Raw genomic sequence first — 16,225 nt, 5'->3', positions numbered from 1 at the left:
CAATGAAGTTAACTCGGATTAACAAAACATATGGCAATAAGCACGTGTTGAAAGATATAACATTAGATTTTCCTGCGGGGAAGGTGACGGTTCTCGTTGGTCCATCCGGTTCTGGAAAGTCAACAATTCTTCGGTCACTGAATTTCCTGGTAACGCCGGAAAGTGGTCAGTATGAATTCAATGACCACCAGATTGATTTTAGTCAGAGTATAAGCAATAAAGAAAAGTTAGCAGTTCGTCGGGAAACGGGGATGGTCTTTCAGGATTACAATCTTTTCCCGCATAAAACGGTTCTGGGAAATATCATCGAAGGGCCCACTCAGGTTTTGAAGATGGGAAAAAAGCAGGCAATTGAAGTAGCTAGGGAGTTATTGGCTAAGGTGGGGCTAGCAGACTATGGGGATGTATATCCAAGTGAATTGTCAGGTGGACAAGCACAGCGGGTAGCAATCGCGCGGGCACTGGCAATGAAGCCACAATATGTTCTCCTTGATGAACCAACTTCTGCTTTAGATCCAGAATTAGAGCTAAGTGTCTTGAAGGTTCTCCTCCAACTAGCCCGTGAAAAGCAATCAATGGTTCTGGTAACTCACAATATGGCGTTTGCTAAACAGATTGCAGATAAGATCATTTTCGTGGAAAATGGTGAAATTATTTATGATGGTAACCCGGAAGAATTCTTTTCTCAGGATAATCCAAATGAACGAATCAAGAATTTTATTGCTTCGATGACAATGGAAAACTTAAAGTAAAAAGGAGAAAGTTAAAATGAAAATGTGGAAAAAAGTACTGGTAACATTAGCTGCAATTACACTCGGAACAAGTGCTGGGATTGGTAGTATTCATGCGGCCTCATCAAAGGTTAATTCGGAATTAAAGCAAAAGGGTGAGCTCACAATTGGATTGGAGGGAACTTACTCTCCTTATTCATACCGGAAAAACAATAAGTTAACTGGTTTTGAAGTTGATCTTGGAAAAGCGGTTGCCAAGGAGATGGGGTTAAAAGCTAAATTTGTTCCTAGTAAGTGGGATTCTTTAGTAGCTGGATTAGGTTCTGGAAAATATGATGTAGTAATGAATAACATTACTCAGACTCCAGAACGGGCAAAAAAGTATAATTTCTCTACCCCGTACATTAAGTCACGGTACGCTTTGATTGTGCCTAAGGATAGTAAGATTAAGAATCTTAAACAGATTAAAGGGAAGAAGATTGTTGCTGGTACCGGAACAAATAATGCTGATGTTGTTAAAAAGTATCACGGTACGCTTGTTCCAAGTGGTGACTTTAGTAATTCACTAGCAATGATTAAGCAAGGCCGGGCTGAGGGAACGGTTAACTCACGTGAAGCTTGGTATGCTTATGGCAAGAAGTACAACACAAAGGGGTTAAAGATGATTGATGTTTCTAGTGAAGTAAAGCCAGCAAACATCTCTGCTCTCTTCAATAAAAAAGATAAAGCCATTCAATCCTCTTATAACCAAGCTCTAAAGAAACTTCAAAAGGATGGTACCGTTAAAAAACTCTCCCAAAAATACTTCGGAGCGGATATTACGGAATAAGAGTGTGAGTCCGTTAAAAGCTTCCGGTGGCTAACGATTTCTCCCCCCGAATGACATCTTGTCGTCAGAGGGGGAGGTCGTTAGCTCGAGGAAGCCGCAGCGAAGCAAGCCTATTCGGTAGGACATAAGTTGCATAACACAAAAATAAATTCCCCTCAGCATGCTGAGGGGAATTTATTTTAATTATTGCCTAGTTTAAGCTAATGTTCCCATTGGATCCCAAGGCTTCAAAACAATTGGTTCTTGAGCCTGAGCCTTCTTTAGCTTGTCACTAAGATATTTCTTGTTAACAACAATTTGGTAGCAATACTTGTTCATCCAAGCATCGCTCATTACGAAGTAACCCTTGGTACCAACTTTTGTTCCCCAAGAATTTTCTACTTTCCACTTGGTTGGCTTGTCATTTACCAGGTCAACACCAGTAAGGACCATTGCGTGATCCATCATACTTTGACCATAGTCAAGGGCATCCGCCTTAGTCATTTCGAGATCCGTATCAAATAATTGAGCGTAATCATAGGTGTTTAATGCCATGATCCCGAGCTTAGTCTCAGAATATTTAACAACGTCGGAACCAAACCAAACACTTTCTCCGGCCTTCAATTGATCGATTGCCAGTTGCTTGAATTCAGCCATTGGAAGGTTTAAGTGTTTAATTTGACGACCACCAACAACGTTACCTAACATATCGATAGTGTAAGTCTTGTAATACTCCTTATCCGCGGTTGGCGCTTGAATAATTGAAATGTAATCATCAAGGTTCCAACCAACATACTTTTTGAAGAATTCTTGTGGAGTAATGTTTTCTTCACGGTGGAATTCATTATCTTTCTTTGTCCGGTATTCAAAATCAAAGTGGCTAGCTGGTTCACCAAAGGCATATGCAAGCATCCGGTAAACATCATTCAACATTTCCTTCCGCTTTGCATTGACGGCTTCTTCATCTGCGTGGTCTTCATTAATCATCTTTCGTAAAATTACTGCATCGTGGCGTAATTTATTGTTGAGCAGAGAATTAATCCCGTTTGAGCGGTTAGAGTTAAATGATTCCGGCATTGCAGATTTTGGCATTACCCCGTACTTTTCGATTAAAGCGCAGAGCATGTCCCATTGGCCACCATCAGATTGTGGTGCTTCCATTAACCAGGCAATTTTCCGGTCACTAGTAGGAAGACTAGCAGTTTTAATTACGTTTTCGTAGAAGTAGTTTGCCTTTTCAAACTTATCCCAGAAGAATTGGTAAGATTGGGAAAGCTCAAAGTTGTCAGGCAAGTTAAACCGGTGTTGCATGTCATGACGCATCGTGTTTAATGCTGCAAACATCCAGCAACGACCTGATTGCTTTTGGTCGGCAACATCCCCGGTCTTTAGATCAATTGAAAAGTGGGGAGCATTATCAGCAATTGAGTGCCAGTTAAAGCTAGCAGCGTTTACCCCATTTTTGGTAACGGCATTCTCAAGCACGCTGCTTTCTTTCCTTTGGTGATAGTCCTGGTGAAAATCGTTAATTGCTGAATTAGTAATATTAAAACTCACGACAGTTCACACTCCTTAAATAGTATTACTTAATATTATAGTGATTTACATGCGGAAAGAAAATCCCTTATAAACACAAATGACTCCATAGTCCGTTTTAACGAGCTTGGAGTCTATTTGAATAACTGTTATTTATCTTAGTACTTTGCTTCCCAGGTCATCTTTTCTACAGCCTCTTTAGCATCTTTAGCTGAAGAAAGGCCCTGATCAATAGCGGATTGAGCGACTGCAATTGCAACCGTCTTGGAGAACTTTGCCATATCCTTAACGGGAGGAAGGACAGCAGCCCCAGGCTTGTCTGGATCAACTAAACCAACAAGTGAATGAGCTGCGGCAGCGAGCATTGCATTATTAATATGCTTTGCTTCCGTTGCAATTGCCCCAAAACCAACTCCTGGGTAAATTAACGCATTGTTTGCTTGACCGATGTTGTAGGTAACACCATTATATTCAATGTCATCAACTGGGATCCCGGTTGCAACTAATGCCCGACCGTCAGTCCACTTTAAGAGGTCTGCAGCGCGGGCTTCGGCAAGCTTAGTTGGGTTAGAAAGTGGGAAGATGATTGGCCGTTCAGTGTGGGCTGCCATTTCTTTAACAATCTCTTCAGTGAAGGTTCCTGGTTGGGTAGAAGTCCCGATCATGACAGTTGGGTGAATCGTCTTCACTACTGCCACTAAGTTAGTCAATTCATCGGCATTTGCAAATTCACTTCGTTGCCGGGTAAATGGCTTTTGCTTTGGTGTTAAGCCTTCAGTATCGTCAAAGAGCAATCCTTGCTTATCAACTAAGTAGAAGTGTTTCTTTGCTTCAGCAGGATCCATTCCTTGGCGAACTAGTTCGTCAAAGAGCATCTTGGCAATTCCCATTCCGGCACTTCCAGCACCAAAGGTTAAGAACTTTTGATCAGCTAATTTTTCCTTAGAAATGTTTAGTGCGCCCAAGACACCGGCAAGGGCAATGATACCGGTTCCTTGAATATCATCATTAAAGGTCAATATCTTATCTTGGTACTTATCAAGGATCCGTGCAGCAGTTCCCCGACCAAAGTCTTCAAAGTGGAGAAGGCTCTTTGGAAATAGTTCTTCAACCGTATCAACGAACTTGTCGATAAAGTCAAAGTATTCTTGACCAGTGATCCGGTGATGTCGTTCACCAAGGTAGTTTGGATCTTTTAGGAGAAATTCATTATCTGTTCCTGCATCGATAGAAATTGGCAGAACTTGAGAAGGGTTAACTCCGGCAGCGGCAGTGTAAACCATTAGCTTCCCAACGGCAATGTCAACACCATCGACACCCCAGTCACCGATTCCTAAGATTCCTTGAGAATCAGTAACAACAATTAGGCGGATATCTCGACCGCAAATAACGTTTTGAAGACTCTCCTTGATGTTTTCAGGATGCTTAACGGAAAGGTAAACAGCGTCTTGGGGACGAAGGTAACGTTCATTATACTTTTCAATGGCTTCAGCGATCACTGGATCGTAAACGATTGGCATCATTTCTGTAATGTGCTTTTCCATTAAGTAGAAGAAAAGTGTCCGGTTAGCGTTGAAGACTTCCATTAAGAAGTGCCGCTTTTCAATCCGGGATGTCTTACTTTCATAAAGAGCGTAAGTATCAGCTTCTTGTTCTTCAATGGTTTTTACTCGTGGTGGTAGGGTACCAATCAATCCCAATTTCTTTCGTTCGTCCATTGTAAACGCGGTTCCCTTATTCTTGAAAGGGTTATTGAGGATTGACATTGCATCTGACATTATTAAAGTTCTCCTTTTAATTGATTATGTATAACTTAATGATAGGAAGGTCATTAGTATATAGTCAAATTTATGCTATCCTATAAATAAATTTGATATACCCGAATGAAAAGCTACTTTTGAGGATGAAAATGAAAATTAGAGACTTAGAATACTTTATTGAACTTGTCAAAGATAAAAACTTTTCGGTAGTTGCCGATCGTTTCCATGTTAGTCAGCCAACTATCACAATGGCAATTAACCGCTTAGAAGAAGAATACGGAGCCACTTTTTTTATCCGTGATCATGTTCATCACCAGATAAAAGTTACTAAAATTGGTCAGCAGTATGCCCAACACGTTAAGACAATATTGAGAGAACTAGCAATTGCCCGCCAAGAGATCGAACATGCTAAGTTAAACAAGATTCGCTTTGGTTTACCACCAATTATTGGTAACTATTACTTTCCACCGCTTAGTCCACAACTGCTTCGCGAGGGACTAATTGATAAGTTAGAAGTTACTGAAGCTGGATCAAAAAATTTGCTCCAAATGTTACTAAGGGGAGAACTTGATATGGCACTTCTCGGGTCTGCAAGTTCACTCCAGCAGCCAGAGTTATTAGTAAAAGAATTTGCCTGCTATCCTTTTCACATCATCGTAAGTCGCCACCACCGCTTGGCTCAGAAGAAGGAAGTACAATTTAGTGACCTTAAGGGACAGTCCTTTATATTACCCGATGCAGACTTTATTCACCAACAAGCTTTCCGCCAAATTTGTCGTCTTGCTCATATCCGTCCTAAAGTAATTTATCGGACAAATGATATTCACATTATTAAGAACATGGTTGCTGAAAATTTAGGGATTTCGTTCCTAACAGAATTAGCAATCACTCCCAATGATCGCTTAGCCGACTTAGCATTAGCCGATTTGCGACAGCCGTCATTTCATCTTTCTCTTGCCACTCGAGATAACGAAATCCTTTCTCCTGCTAAAGAAAAGTTATGGAAGACAGTTCTTAATTATGGGGCAAAAGTTAAAGAGCATGATTGAACTTTATAAAAAAATGAGACTGGAAATAAAATTCCAGCCTCATTTTTAAATTTAAATTAAGATCATTTGCTATTTTTAACGTCTTGTATATTATGGACGGGCGTGAAGGAACTTTGGCCCGTTTTGAGTTCCGACAAGAACATCATTAACTTGGTTCAAGAATAAACCATCTTCAATTAAACCAACCATGCCAATTAATTCTTCATGAAGGGCAAATGGATCATTGATGTCTTCAAGGTGTAAGTCAATGATGAAGTTTCGTTGGTGAGTGCGGAACTTGTCACTATTATCAGGGAGCATCCGCCAAGTTGGATTGTAACCACGACGGGCCAACTTAGTAAAGAGGTGTTGGCTTCCGTAGGGGGTTACTTCAACTGGTAGTGGAAATGCTCCTAAGTGGTGAACTAACTTTGATTCATCAACAATCCACATTACGTGGTCAGAGTAATTAGAAACGATCTTTTCCCAGAGAAGGGCGCCACCGCCACCTTTAATTCCTTGGAAGTCTTCACTAATTTCATCGGCTCCATCGATAGTAAGGTCGATGTGATCTACATCATCAATTTCTTCAACCTTAATTCCTAAGCTTTCAGCTTGGCGAGTAGTTCTGTTTGAGGTTGTAACACAAACAATATCAGTTAAATCACCATTTTTAATGTGTTCACCAAGGGCCTCAACTAAGCAGTGAACGGTAGAGCCGGTACCAAGACCGACAACCATTCCTGGACGAATATACTTAACTGCTTCACGGCCAACTTGTTGTTTTAGCTCATCTTGATTCATGAGTTTCCTCCTTAGGTTTTAGAAACGATCTTCTGGTAACAATAACTGCTGATATTCAGGATGCACCTTAAATTGCTTGACAGCATAAGGACATATTAATTTTACTGTTAGTTGGTGTGCGGTGGCGTATTTAACGAATCGGTTAACCAATTCTGCCGCGATACCTTGACCACGATAATCGGGATGAACGAAAACTCGTTCAACAACGACCCGATTAGGAACCCCCGCTACTTTTGGAAAACTAATTTCGCCAACAAAGGGCTGTTGGTCATCACTAGCGACAATTCGATCCTCTTCAATTCTGTAATCCATTTGATCACGTCCATTCAATCTTAATTCAAGGTAAAGTCATACCATAAATCCTACATCTATTTTATAATAAGTAGATAGTTTATAAAAAGGATTAGGTGATATAAATGAAACGCGGATTTAAGATTGTTTCTAGTAAGCAAGACCAGGGGCTTCATTTACCAAGCCGGCAAACTGCTAATGCAGCAGGGTATGACTTTGAAGCTGCAGAAGATTTTGTTCTCCCATCTATTTGGAAGGGGAATTTTTTGAAAACCTTGTGGAAACTCCACCAGCAAACAAAGTTAACTGATGAAGAGCTTAAGGATGCTGATCAATGTCTTAAACCGTATCTCGTACCAACTGGGATTAAAGCTTATATGCAAGACGATGAATTCTTGTTATTAGCAAACCGCTCTAGTGGTCCATTTAAACGCCGGTTGATTCTCCCAAATGGGGTCGGAATCGTAGACGCGGACTATTACGATAATGATAGTAATGAAGGGGAAATCTTCTTCCAACTCATTAACTACGGCTTAACGGATTATCATATTAAGAAGGGTGAGCGAATTGGCCAAGGAATTTTTATGCCATTCCTTACTGCCGATGATGAGAAACAACCACGTGCTCAGCGGGTTGGTGGCTTTGGCTCAACCAAAAAGTAATATAGCAAATCTTGAATAAAATCGGAATAATTTCGGACAATTTTTTCTGAAATTGCCCATATTTTTACCGGTGGAACGGTCCAATACTATTTTTAACAGTAATTGGTAGGGCGCACTTTTATTTCAGGATCGTTGTTTGTAAGTAGTCTTTAAAGAAGAAAGGATGGCATGAATGGCCAGAGTTAAAACGCAATATGTTTGTCAAAATTGTGGCTATAGTTCACCGCGGTATTTAGGAAGGTGTCCTAACTGTGGAGAATGGAATACGTTAGTTGAAGAGCAAGTTCAGTCTTCAAGTTCAAGTGCAGCTACTCGGCGACCAACCACAACCTTAACTGGTCTAGTTGCCAAGCCACAAAAAATTAGTGAAATTAATAGTCACGAAACACCCCGGGTAAAGACAAAACTAAATGAACTCAACCGGGTTCTTGGTGGAGGAATTGTCCCGGGTTCGTTGATTTTAATTGGTGGTGATCCCGGAATTGGAAAGTCAACACTTCTTCTTCAGGTTTCCGGTCAACTGTCTAGCGAACACCACCGAGTTTTATATGTTTCTGGAGAAGAAAGTGCTACCCAGATCAAGATGCGGGCAGAACGACTTGATGTGGCGGCAGATGATTTCTATATCTATCCAGAAACAAATATGGACAGCATTAAGGACACGATTCGAGAATTAAAGCCAGAATATGTCGTGATTGATTCTGTACAGACGATGCAGGCTACCGATGTCACTTCTGCTATCGGGAGTGTTTCTCAGATTCGAGAAGTAACAGCACAGTTAATGCAGATTGCCAAGAGTAATAACATTACGATATTCGTGGTTGGTCATGTTACTAAGGGCGGTGCAATTGCCGGTCCAAAGATTTTGGAGCACATGGTAGATACCGTTCTGTATTTTGAAGGTGATCTTCACCATACTTACCGGATACTGAGATCGGTAAAGAATCGTTTTGGCTCGACTAATGAGTTAGGAATCTTTGAAATGCACACCAATGGCCTATCTGAGGTTAAGAATCCTTCAGAAATTTTTCTTGAAGAACGATTGAAGGATGCTACTGGATCGGCGGTGGTGGTCTCATTAGAGGGGACTCGACCGATTTTAGTTGAAATTCAGGCTTTGGTCACACCAACTGTTTATGGAAATGCTCAACGAACTGCTACAGGTTTAAACAGAAATCGAGTATCATTGATAATGGCCGTTCTTGAAAAACGAGCAAGTTTGATGTTACAAAACCAGGACGCCTACCTTAAAGCGGCTGGTGGTGTAAAATTAGATGAACCCGCAATTGACTTAGCAATTGCAATTAGTATTGCATCAAGTTATCGAGATAAGGGGACCCAAGCCACGGACGCATTTGTCGGTGAAGTCGGCTTGACTGGCGAAATCCGGCGGGTTAACCGGATTGAACAACGGGTCGCTGAAGCACAGAAGCTTGGTTTTAAGCGGATCTTTGTTCCTAAAAATAACTTAAAGGGTTGGCAAGCACCAACCGGGATTGAAGTTATTGGAGTAACAACTCTGCGTCAAGCGTTGCGTCTTGCTTTAGGCTAATTTGAAAAGGAGGGTTGATTATGCGAAAAAGAATTATTCGATTAATATACGTTGTTGTTGGGGCCGCAATTGGTTTTTATTACCTGCCATTATTTTGGGACTTAGTTAAAGTTCACTTAAATAATGCACTCTTAGTTTTTATTGATATCATTCTGGGAGCTCTTATTTTCTTTATTCTTTCGTTACTACTTGCTAAACCAACCGAACAGTTAGTTGTGCGAATTGAAAAGAGCCTGACAAAGTTAAGCCCGGTCTACTTATTTTTTGGGACACTATTAACAATTGTTGGGTTGGTCCTTGCAGTTTTAGTCTCAATTCCACTTTGGCGAACTGGGCTCCCAGTTGTTAATAACGTTTTACCGATTTTATTAATGATCGCCTTTAGTTATTTTGGATATCGGATTGGGACAACACGACTTGATGATTGGAAGACTTTACTCTCTGGGCACCGAGTTCGACCAAAAAATCCCAATACTGAGGTTATTGACCAAAAGGATGAAAATTACCACCATTATAAAATCCTGGATACTAATATCTTAATTGATGGGCGGATTTATGATCTGGTTAAGACCGGGTTCTTAGAAGGAACGTTATTGGTTCCAAACTTTGTCCTTTACGAATTGCAATACATTGCCGATTCAGGCGAAAGTATTAAACGAGTTCGGGGACGGCGTGGTTTGGATATCTTGAATAAGTTGCGTAAAGAGAAGATTGTTCCAATTGAGATGTATGATGGCGATTTTGAAGACATACCTGAAGTTGATAGCAAGCTAATAGCGTTAGCCAAGAAGGTTAATGGGGTAATTGTGACTAATGACTATAATTTAAATAAGGTTATTCAGTTCCAAAATGTTCAGGTCTTGAATATTAATAACCTTGCAAAGTCGTTACGGCCGCGGGTAATTCCTGGAGAAACGCTTAACGTTGTCGTTGTAAAGACCGGGACTGAGCGCCAACAAGGGGTTGCTTACTTGGATGACGGAACAATGGTCGTTGTTGAAGATGGTCGTTACTTCATGAACGAACGAATTGAAGTCGAAGTTACTAGTGCCTTACAAACCGACGCTGGGCGGATGATCTTTGCTCGACCACTTCATTCTCGACGGGAAATTAATGAAAAGAATAGTGAATCCTCTAAGGGAGAAAAAAAGACAACAAAATCTGGTAAAGATTCTAAATAGTTGTTTACAAATGTCACATAGTTTTATATTCTAGACACCGTAAGAGTTATTTCTTAACTTTATCGGTGTTTTTTTAGAAATTGTTCGTATTAAAGATAGGAGAGAGTTGAAATGACAGATATAGAAATTGCTGACCAAGCCACGCTCAAACCAATTAGTAAGATTGCCGAGAAAATGGGACTTAATGACGATCAAATTGAACAATACGGGAAGTATAAGGCAAAGATTTCATTACCGGTTGCCGAAAAGCCAGGAAAGAAGCATAAGCTAATTCTGGTAACCTCAATCAATCCCACTCCAGCTGGTGAGGGGAAATCAACCGTCTTAGTTGGCCTAGGGGATGCCCTGAACCAATTGCACCACCAAACAATTATCGCCATGCGGGAACCATCAATGGGACCTGTCTTTGGAATTAAGGGTGGTGCTACTGGTGGAGGTTACAGTCAAGTAATCCCGATGGAGGACATTAACCTGCACTTTACTGGAGATCTCCATGCTTTAACTAGTGCTAACAATACCTTAGCAGCCTTAATCGATAATTATGTTATGCGGGATAATAAGTTAAATCTTGATCCCCGGCGGATTATTTGGAAACGGGTAGAAGATGTTAACGATCGAGCATTACGAAATGTAATTACTGGCCTTGGTGGGATTATGCAAGGAATTCCGCGGCAAACTGGCTTTGATATTACAGCAGCTTCAGAATTAATGGCGATCTTGTGCCTGTCTACTGACTTAATGGATCTAAAGAAACGGATTAGTCAGATCGTCGTTGGCTATACCTACGATCGTGAGCCTGTAACTGTAGGCCAGCTTGGTTTTGAAGATGCAATTACGATCCTCCTGAAAGATGCAATTAAGCCTAACTTAGTGCAAACCCTTGATCATACCCCGGCAATTGTTCATGGGGGACCATTCGCTAATATTGCTCATGGCTGCAATAGTATTTTGGCTACCCAAACTGCACTCAAGTTAGCTGATTATACAGTAACGGAAGCCGGGTTTGGTGCTGACCTTGGAGCTGAAAAGTTCCTTGATATTAAGCGTCCTGTTTTGGGGAAGAACCCAGATGCCGTTGTAATTGTTGCAACTGTCCGTGCCCTTGAATATAACGGTGGGGCTAGTTTGGATGAAATTAAAGAAGAACAACTGCCTGCACTCGAAAAGGGAATTGTTAATTTAAACCGTCATATTAAGAATATGCAACGTTACGGTTTACCGGTTGTTGTTGCGATTAACCACTTTGTTAACGATACTGATGCTGAAATTAAGTTTATTGAAGATAATTGCAAGCGTCTAGGAGTTAATGTTGTGGTTGCTGACAGCTGGGCTAAGGGTGGTCAAGGTACCCAGGACCTTGCCAAAGAAGTTGTTCGCTTAGCTGAACAAAAGAGTGATTTTAAGCCGCTTTACAAGGCTAGTGATTCAATTGAAGAAAAGGTAAATACGATTGCTAAATCAATTTATGGAGCAAAAGATGTTTCATTTAGCAAGAAAGCCAAGAAGCAATTAAAGCAGTTTGCTAAGTATGGGTGGAATGATTTACCTGTCTGCATTGCTAAGACTCAGTATTCCTTTACTGACGATCAAAGTCAGCTAGGAGCACCAACGGACTTTACATTCCATATTCGTGAATTCGTACCAAAGCTAGGTGCTGGTTTTATCGTTGCCCTTTCTGGAAATATGATGACTATGCCGGGACTTTCTAAGACACCAGCCGCCGCTAACATGACGATTGATGCTAATGGTAAAATAACAGGATTATTCTAAATTAAATAATTTCACTTAAAAAAAGGCTCCAAAGTGCGGTTTCCCGTGCTTTGGAGCCTTAGTATGTAAAAAGAAGAGATAGCTTGGGAAGCTATCTCTTGAGGAGTATTATGAGGACTTGGGGTATCCCCATATAGATTATTTTTTCGGTTACTATTGGGAGGAGTAATTGAAAAATAATAGGTTTCATTAGTAGTAAAGTTTGGTATCTTTACTACGCTTTATATACTAGCAGGAGAATGTGAAGAAATTGTGACCATAAAGTTAAAAAACTTTTTTCATCAAAAAAGATCCAACAATACGTTCAATTAACTAGATATGTTAGTATTATGAATATAGGAATGAAAGGAGCAGACAGTCATGCTAACGATATATAATACATTGACTCGTAAACAAGAAGAATTTAAGCCGCAAACCCCAGGAGTTGTTAACATGTATGTCTGTGGTCCGACGGTATACAACTATATCCATATTGGGAATGCGCGGTCAGCAATTGCATTTGATACAGTTCGTCGCTACCTTGAATTTAAGGGATATAAAGTAAACTATGTTTCTAATTTCACCGATGTCGATGATAAGATGATCAAAGCTGCCCACGAGCAGGGAATTACCGTTCCTCAATTAGCTGAAAAGTATATTCAGGCATTTATGGAAGATACGAATGCCCTTAATATTGAGCCAGCAACCATGCATCCCCGGGCAACCGAAAATATTCCTGAGATCATTGAATTTGTTCAGGGCTTGATTGAAAAGGGGTACGCCTACGAAAAAGATGGTGACGTATACTATCGTGCACGGAAATTTAAAAATTATGGTCAGCTATCAGGCCAATCAATTGACGATCTGGAAGTAGGTGCTAGTGAACATGTTAGTGCCGATGAAGTTAATAAGAAAGAGGATCCAATGGACTTTGCCCTTTGGAAAGCTGCTAAACCTGGCGAGATCAGCTGGGATTCTCCGTGGGGAAAGGGACGACCAGGTTGGCACATTGAATGTTCAGTAATGTCGACGAAGTACCTCGGCAAAACGATTGATATTCACGGTGGTGGCCAGGATCTTGAATTCCCACACCATGAAAATGAGATTGCTCAAAGTGAAGCGGAAACGGGACAAAAATTTGTTCGTTACTGGATGCATAATGGCTTTGTGACTATTGGCAAAGATAACGAAAAGATGAGTAAGTCTTTGCACAACTTTATTACGGTTCACGACATTATTAAAGAAGTTGATCCACAGGTATTACGGTTCTTTATGGCCACTACCCAGTACCGGCGGCCAATTCAGTACAGCAAGGATAACCTAATTGATGCTAAAAATAATTTGGATCACATTCAAACAGCCTTTGATAACTTGACTTACCGGCAAAAGGATGCCGAAAAAGGGACTGATTCAGCAGTCAGTCAAAAACTTGCTGACTTTAAGCAGAAATTTATTGAAGCGATGGATGGTGATATTAACGTCCAAAACGGGATTACCGTTGTTTATGAACTAGTTAAATACGTAAATGTTTATAGTCAACAAGAAGTAGTTAAGGCGGATATACTTAATGAGATGAAGAATTTGATTGCTGAGTTGGTTAGTATTTTTGGTGTAAAATTAGCTTCAACGAATAATGAATTGAATGATGAACACATTCAGGCACTAATTGAGGAACGAAACGAAGCGCGGAAAAATAAGGATTTTGCTCGGAGTGATCAGATTCGTGATGAATTAAAGGAGCAAGGAATTATCCTTGAAGATACGCCACAGGGAACACGCTTTAAACGAGTAAAAAAGTAGACAGGAAGGAAATTAATGGAACAAGCAGATTATCGACAATTAAATGGAATTGCGCTCGCTTATTTGGGAGATGCAGTTTATGAAGTATTTATTCGCCAACACCTTTTGAGTAAGGGACTAGCAAAGCCCACTAAGCTCCAGCATCTCGCAACACACTATGTTTCAGCAAAGGCACAGGCAGCATTGATTGACTTGATGAAGCAGGATGATATTTTAACTGAAGATGAATGGGGTTACTTTAAGCGGGGCCGGAATGCTAATAGCCATACTCATGCAAAACATACTTCTGTGCTAACTTATCGAATTTCTACCGGCTTTGAGGCAATGATGGGCTATCTTCAATTAGCTGGAAAGCAGGACCGGATTGAAGAGTTGGCAGAATGGTGCATTCAACAAGTTGAAGCAGGGAGAATAAAACATGAAAAATGATAACAGTGAATTTATTATTGGACGCCACCCAGCGATAATGGCGTTAAAGTCCGATCAGGAGATTAATAAGGTCTTTATTCAATCAGGACTAAAATCTGACGCAATTTCGCAAATTATTAAATTAGCAAAGGAAAAGCGGTTAGTTGTCTCCAATGTTCCAAAAACTAAGCTAGACCAGATGAGTGATCACCAAAATCACCAGGGGGTCGCTTTGGCAGTTGCTGCGTACCACTATGCCACAATTGATGACTTATTTGATAATGCGGCTAAGCATGGTGAGGACCCGTTTTTTTTGATCCTAGATGAACTTGAGGATCCACATAACCTTGGCTCAATTATCCGGACCGCGGATGCAGCGGGAGTTCATGGAATTATTATTCCTCGTCGGCGGGCTGTGGGATTAACCTCAGTAGTTGCTAAAACATCGACGGGGGCAATTGAACACGTTCCCGTTGCCCGGGTTACCAACCTTGTTCAGACTGCAAAAGAGTTAAAAGATCGGGGAGTATGGTTATTTGGAACTGATATGAAGGGGACTGATTATCGACGTTGGAATGCCAAAGGTGCAGTTGCACTAGTAATTGGTAACGAAGGGAAGGGAATCTCGTCGTTACTAAAGAAAAATTGTGACGAAATGTTGACAATTCCAATGGTTGGTCATGTTCAAAGCTTGAATGCAAGTGTTGCTGCAAGTCTATTGATTTATCAGGGCTTTAATTCTCGTCACCCACTATAAGAGAAAAGGGATACTGGTATATACCAGTATTCTTTTTCTAGTAATGTTAAATTGTGAACAAGAAATGCAAGCGGTTCACCTTATTAGGTTAAGTGAATTAGTTGAAAACAAAATTTTTTCAAAATATAAAATATCCCATAATAAACTTTGATCATCTATATACGACAGTTGTCTCTTTTTAGTTACTAAATTACGAAGATGATTTTATAAAAAAATAAATTCTAATCTGAATAAATATTTTTCTAACTATCATTTGAATGGTTGTTCATCAAATCACAAGAAAGGGCTGTTCAAACTGATAAAAATTTGGTAGATTATTTTCAGGCATTAGTCACCAAGATTTGAGGAATTAATATAAGGAACCGGTATTAAGAACTGAAATCTTCCTGACGATGGGGATGATACCCTGTCGACCGGGCAATCACCTGTAAAGGGGCTTCCTTCTTGACGAAAAAGGAAACCACTATACAGCATGAATGCAAATGCAATCTAAGGAATGGGTGGAGGAGCCAAATTCAAGAAAGGTAATCCTTAACGAAGTAGTTAAGGTTAAATAATGATGGAAAATCATTCAGCTGATCTCGGATTACTCATCCAAGTACAAGTCGGCAATGAGGATAAATTTATGGCTTTATTCAATTGTTATTCTTCAATGGTTAAGCGATTATGGCAGAGATATCATATCTCTGACCTTGAATTTGAAGATTGGTGTCAAGAGGCACAGCTTGTCTTACTAAAAGTTATCTATTCTTATAGTGGAAAAGATATTCACCAATTCAGCGGTTTTTATAAGCAGAGTTTGGTTAATCGTCTTCTTGATTTATACCGAGCTCGACAGGCAAATAAACGAATTCCAATTGAACAACTCGATGCTCTTGGAGAAAATGATGACGAAATGATGATGCAAAAAAGTGCATCACTTGAGGATATCGTTTATTGTCATAAAAGTATTGAAGAGATTATCAGGATTAGTTCACCGTTTGAACGAGATGTTTTATCAATGATTGTAACAGGTAGATCAATTGAACATGTATGCCGGGAGCTGCAATGCAGTAAACGACAAGTTCAAAGTGCCCTTTCACGAACACGAACAAAATTAGTCAAGCTTTTGGCGGGTGAGTGACCAGACAAGAGTATAATTTTAGAGTAGGCTTTAGA

15 protein-coding genes are annotated in these 16,225 nt (G+C 40.3%); 11 read left to right on the top strand and 4 right to left on the bottom strand.

Translation table 11 applies throughout. From position 1 onward, the window contains the following. The first annotated feature begins 2 nt into the window (after nucleotides 1-2). Both H9564_RS05000 and H9564_RS04995 read left to right on the top strand, forming a co-directional pair. Nucleotides 3-752, top strand: a complete 750-nt coding sequence (locus H9564_RS05000) for an amino acid ABC transporter ATP-binding protein (protein ID WP_191684417.1) — start codon at nucleotides 3-5, stop codon at nucleotides 750-752. A gap of 16 nt (nucleotides 753-768) precedes the next feature. Continuing rightward, nucleotides 769-1,560: a transporter substrate-binding domain-containing protein gene (locus H9564_RS04995; RefSeq protein ID WP_191684416.1), complete on the top strand. Its 792-nt coding sequence runs from the start codon at nucleotides 769-771 to the stop codon at nucleotides 1,558-1,560. Between the two features lie 195 nt (nucleotides 1,561-1,755). Here the strand turns inward: H9564_RS04995 and H9564_RS04990 are convergent, their stop codons facing one another. Further along, nucleotides 1,756-3,096 carry a C1 family peptidase gene (locus H9564_RS04990; RefSeq protein ID WP_191684415.1) on the bottom strand — a complete coding sequence of 447 codons (1,341 nt, stop codon included), beginning with the start codon at nucleotides 3,094-3,096 and terminating at the stop codon, nucleotides 1,756-1,758. A 137-nt stretch (nucleotides 3,097-3,233) separates the two neighbouring features. Continuing rightward, nucleotides 3,234-4,853, bottom strand: a complete 1,620-nt coding sequence (locus H9564_RS04985; protein ID WP_225209556.1) for a malolactic enzyme — start codon at nucleotides 4,851-4,853, stop codon at nucleotides 3,234-3,236. A gap of 131 nt (nucleotides 4,854-4,984) precedes the next feature. Here H9564_RS04985 and H9564_RS04980 point away from each other — a divergent pair, with 131 nt between their 5' ends. Then, nucleotides 4,985-5,884 (top strand): LysR family transcriptional regulator, encoded by a 900-nt coding sequence (locus H9564_RS04980; protein WP_191684414.1) that lies wholly within the window; start codon nucleotides 4,985-4,987, stop codon nucleotides 5,882-5,884. A 90-nt stretch (nucleotides 5,885-5,974) separates the two neighbouring features. Here the strand turns inward: H9564_RS04980 and rpiA are convergent, their stop codons facing one another. Beyond that, the gene (rpiA, locus tag H9564_RS04975; protein ID WP_191684413.1) at nucleotides 5,975-6,667 is read right to left on the bottom strand and encodes a ribose-5-phosphate isomerase RpiA; all 693 of its coding nucleotides are present in this window, start codon (nucleotides 6,665-6,667) and stop codon (nucleotides 5,975-5,977) included. 18 nt (nucleotides 6,668-6,685) lie between these two features. Then, nucleotides 6,686-6,979: a GNAT family N-acetyltransferase gene (locus tag H9564_RS04970; protein WP_191684412.1), complete on the bottom strand. Its 294-nt coding sequence runs from the start codon at nucleotides 6,977-6,979 to the stop codon at nucleotides 6,686-6,688. Nucleotides 6,980-7,083: 104 nt separating this feature from the next. On the opposite strand from H9564_RS04970, the gene H9564_RS04965 reads away from it, so the two are divergent. From H9564_RS04965 to H9564_RS04930, 8 genes are all read left to right on the top strand, one after another. Then, complete coding sequence (locus tag H9564_RS04965; protein WP_191684411.1) at nucleotides 7,084-7,620, top strand: dCTP deaminase/dUTPase family protein; 537 nt, start codon at nucleotides 7,084-7,086, stop codon at nucleotides 7,618-7,620. 172 nt (nucleotides 7,621-7,792) lie between these two features. Then, complete coding sequence (gene radA, locus H9564_RS04960) at nucleotides 7,793-9,172, top strand: DNA repair protein RadA (RefSeq protein ID WP_191684410.1); 1,380 nt, start codon at nucleotides 7,793-7,795, stop codon at nucleotides 9,170-9,172. Between the two features lie 20 nt (nucleotides 9,173-9,192). Continuing rightward, complete coding sequence (locus H9564_RS04955) at nucleotides 9,193-10,353, top strand: PIN/TRAM domain-containing protein (protein WP_191684409.1); 1,161 nt, start codon at nucleotides 9,193-9,195, stop codon at nucleotides 10,351-10,353. Nucleotides 10,354-10,464: 111 nt separating this feature from the next. Beyond that, nucleotides 10,465-12,123: a formate--tetrahydrofolate ligase gene (locus tag H9564_RS04950; RefSeq protein ID WP_191684408.1), complete on the top strand. Its 1,659-nt coding sequence runs from the start codon at nucleotides 10,465-10,467 to the stop codon at nucleotides 12,121-12,123. 360 nt (nucleotides 12,124-12,483) lie between these two features. After that, nucleotides 12,484-13,902, top strand: coding sequence for a cysteine--tRNA ligase (gene cysS, locus H9564_RS04945; RefSeq protein WP_191684407.1), 1,419 nt, complete (start codon nucleotides 12,484-12,486; stop codon nucleotides 13,900-13,902). 15 nt (nucleotides 13,903-13,917) lie between these two features. After that, entirely contained in the window at nucleotides 13,918-14,331 is a 414-nt protein-coding gene (locus tag H9564_RS04940) for a Mini-ribonuclease 3 (RefSeq protein ID WP_191684406.1), read from the top strand. Next, the gene (gene rlmB, locus H9564_RS04935; RefSeq protein WP_191684405.1) at nucleotides 14,321-15,067 is read left to right on the top strand and encodes a 23S rRNA (guanosine(2251)-2'-O)-methyltransferase RlmB; all 747 of its coding nucleotides are present in this window, start codon (nucleotides 14,321-14,323) and stop codon (nucleotides 15,065-15,067) included. Before H9564_RS04940 ends, rlmB begins: the two co-directional genes overlap by 11 nt. A gap of 556 nt (nucleotides 15,068-15,623) precedes the next feature. Beyond that, on the top strand, nucleotides 15,624-16,190 hold the full coding sequence (locus H9564_RS04930; protein ID WP_318241073.1) for a sigma-70 family RNA polymerase sigma factor: 567 nt from the start codon (nucleotides 15,624-15,626) through the stop codon (nucleotides 16,188-16,190). Nucleotides 16,191-16,225: the final 35 nt, after the last annotated feature.

Source organism: Limosilactobacillus avistercoris (genome assembly GCF_014836425.1).
GTDB lineage: Bacteria > Bacillota > Bacilli > Lactobacillales > Lactobacillaceae > Limosilactobacillus > Limosilactobacillus agrestimuris.
The sequence above is the reverse complement of the archived record's forward strand: the minus strand, read 5'-3'. Positions and strand labels throughout refer to the sequence as shown.

Excerpts from the sequence above, each read along its gene's own strand:
- H9564_RS04965 (WP_191684411.1), top strand. The coding sequence starts at position 7,084 with ATGAAACGCGGATTTAAGATTGTTTCTAGTAAGCAAGACCAGGGGCTT.
- H9564_RS04980 (WP_191684414.1), top strand. The coding sequence starts at position 4,985 with ATGAAAATTAGAGACTTAGAATACTTTATTGAACTTGTCAAAGATAAA.
- H9564_RS05000 (WP_191684417.1), top strand. The coding sequence starts at position 3 with ATGAAGTTAACTCGGATTAACAAAACATATGGCAATAAGCACGTGTTG.
- H9564_RS04950 (WP_191684408.1), top strand. The coding sequence starts at position 10,465 with ATGACAGATATAGAAATTGCTGACCAAGCCACGCTCAAACCAATTAGT.
- H9564_RS04985 (WP_225209556.1), bottom strand. The coding sequence starts at position 4,853 with ATGTCAGATGCAATGTCAATCCTCAATAACCCTTTCAAGAATAAGGGA.
- H9564_RS04995 (WP_191684416.1), top strand. The coding sequence starts at position 769 with ATGAAAATGTGGAAAAAAGTACTGGTAACATTAGCTGCAATTACACTC.
- H9564_RS04940 (WP_191684406.1), top strand. The coding sequence starts at position 13,918 with ATGGAACAAGCAGATTATCGACAATTAAATGGAATTGCGCTCGCTTAT.
- rlmB (WP_191684405.1), top strand. The coding sequence starts at position 14,321 with ATGAAAAATGATAACAGTGAATTTATTATTGGACGCCACCCAGCGATA.
- cysS (WP_191684407.1), top strand. The coding sequence starts at position 12,484 with ATGCTAACGATATATAATACATTGACTCGTAAACAAGAAGAATTTAAG.
- H9564_RS04955 (WP_191684409.1), top strand. The coding sequence starts at position 9,193 with ATGCGAAAAAGAATTATTCGATTAATATACGTTGTTGTTGGGGCCGCA.
- H9564_RS04930 (WP_318241073.1), top strand. The coding sequence starts at position 15,624 with ATGATGGAAAATCATTCAGCTGATCTCGGATTACTCATCCAAGTACAA.
- H9564_RS04970 (WP_191684412.1), bottom strand. The coding sequence starts at position 6,979 with ATGGATTACAGAATTGAAGAGGATCGAATTGTCGCTAGTGATGACCAA.
- rpiA (WP_191684413.1), bottom strand. The coding sequence starts at position 6,667 with ATGAATCAAGATGAGCTAAAACAACAAGTTGGCCGTGAAGCAGTTAAG.
- radA (WP_191684410.1), top strand. The coding sequence starts at position 7,793 with ATGGCCAGAGTTAAAACGCAATATGTTTGTCAAAATTGTGGCTATAGT.